The sequence below is a fragment of the Nesterenkonia salmonea genome, assembly GCF_005771525.1.
GTDB lineage: Bacteria > Actinomycetota > Actinomycetes > Actinomycetales > Micrococcaceae > Nesterenkonia > Nesterenkonia salmonea.
Genome location: NZ_VAVZ01000093.1, coordinates 1 through 1808, shown reverse-complemented (window position 1 = coordinate 1808; position 1808 = coordinate 1). Strand labels below are relative to the sequence as shown.

Annotated in this window: 1 protein-coding gene; it reads right to left on the bottom strand. The window is 59.9% G+C overall.

Going from position 1 to position 1808, the window contains the following annotated elements; genetic code table 11:
• Positions 1–96: 96 nt before the first annotated feature.
• Positions 97–1635 (bottom strand): IS1634 family transposase, encoded by a 1539-nt coding sequence (locus FEF26_RS15395; protein WP_138254410.1) that lies wholly within the window; start codon positions 1633–1635, stop codon positions 97–99.
• Positions 1636–1808: the final 173 nt, after the last annotated feature.

Genomic DNA, 1808 nt, shown 5'->3' with positions numbered 1-1808 from the left:
TTGAGGATTCACGGGCCAAGGAACTGCACTCTGAGATCGACCGGTGGATCGCAGGATAACGGGACCTCCTGAGTTCTGCCACTTTAGTGCCCCGGTTTAGCTGAGGTCGGTGAGCTCGAGTGCTTGGAGGATCTGATGAGCTTCTTCTGGCACGTGGGCGGGCACGTCTAGCAGCTGGCCGTTGACGCTCAGGGTCGCTTCTTGTAGGGGCCGTAGGGTCTTGATGATCTTCTTGATGCTGATTCCGGTGCGGTGTTGCATGTGGCGGCTGATGGCCAGGGCGCAGAAGACCACGCTGAGATGGGCTTCGATGGAATCGCGGGTGTGGTGGAACATCGGGCGGGCTCGCAGGTCGGATTTCGCCATCCTGAAGGAACGTTCGACTTCGAAGAGCTGGTGGTAGGCGTTGATGATCTCGGCCCCGCTCATCACCTTCTTGCTGGCAGATGTGACGTAGCCCTTGAGCCCGAAGTAGTAGCGGGCTTTCTCCGCGGTGGCGTAATCGACGGTATAGCTCTTCGGTCCGCCACCTTTGAGGAATCGGGACTTCCTCGGCTGTTTGCGTCCGGCTGCGATGTCTTCGGCTCGTTGGAGCTGCAGAGTCTGGGTGCGCCGGTCACGCTGCTCACGCTTATGCCGGTACTGCCACACCGCCCTGCGCTTGGAGGAGGGGACGTCCTTTTTCAATAAGGTGGTGGTCTCGAGGATCTCTCCGTCAGCGAAGTAATTCCCCCGGGTCTGGAAGGTCTCTGCCAGATCATAGGGAGCTTTCGAGGTGCGGGTGCCGACGATGTACTGGTAGTCGGCCTCTTCCAAGGCTTTCAGGTTGGCCCAGGAGAGCATCCCGGCATCAGCGACCACCAGCATGTCAGTGACCTGGTGGCGGTGCCGGAAGGAATCTAGGACCGGGATCAGGGTGTGAGTCTCAGCAGTGTTGCCGGAGAAACTGTGGATCTCGATGGGGAAGCCTGTCTTATCTACCAGCAGTCCGACCAGTATTTGTGGATCGACCCGGCGCTCTTTGGAGTAGCCAACCTTGCGGTGCTCGTCTTCCTCGTCGGTCTCGAAATACAGGGTGGTCACGTCGTATAGAACGACGGCCACAGCCTCGTCATCGCCGGTGGAAAATCGGTAGGCGGCTTGGCAGAGATCATCACGCCAGCCCTTCTCAACACTGGTCTTCAGGTGTCGCCACATGGTGCGCTCAGAGGCCACCTGCGTGACATCTAACCGGCGCAGGGACTCCAGGGTGGCGGTCTTGGATTCAGGTTCGATGATCCTGCCGATGACCAGTTGCCGGAAGACCGCGGAATCCACGATGCTAAACCCGATCCGGTCATAGACCCCACTAAGGACTTCCCACAGCAGCCGTGGGCGGTACCCCACCGCGGTCACCCCAGCCAACACCGGCGGGCCGGTGGGCTGCCCGGCAGGGGCAGCAGCATCGATCCTGTCAAGATCGAAAGCCGGCTGGTTCTGATGGATCCGTTCTTTTGCCGCATGCACCAGCAAAGCTAGCTCGGCTTCGGAATGGGCAGAGCCGAGGTGCTCGACGATCCGGCGCTGTCCATGGCGTTTCTCCACGATCTGGACCGCAGTAGCCCCCGAGGCGGTTCTTACCTTCCTGACATGCATCCCTCAACCCTACGATTAGTGCCCCACCACAAATAGAAGAACCCCGGAAACACAAAGATCCAAGGGCTCCCAAACCACTCAACGCCAACACGTGGCACAAGTCAGGCCAGAGCTTGTGGCGCGGCTGGTGCGGGAGCAGGTTCCCTTGACCGTGTGCCCGCTGTCTAATGTGG

Coding starts and splice junctions, on each gene's coding strand:
- FEF26_RS15395 (WP_138254410.1), bottom strand. CDS start 1,635: ATGCATGTCAGGAAGGTAAGAACCGCCTCGGGGGCTACTGCGGTCCAG.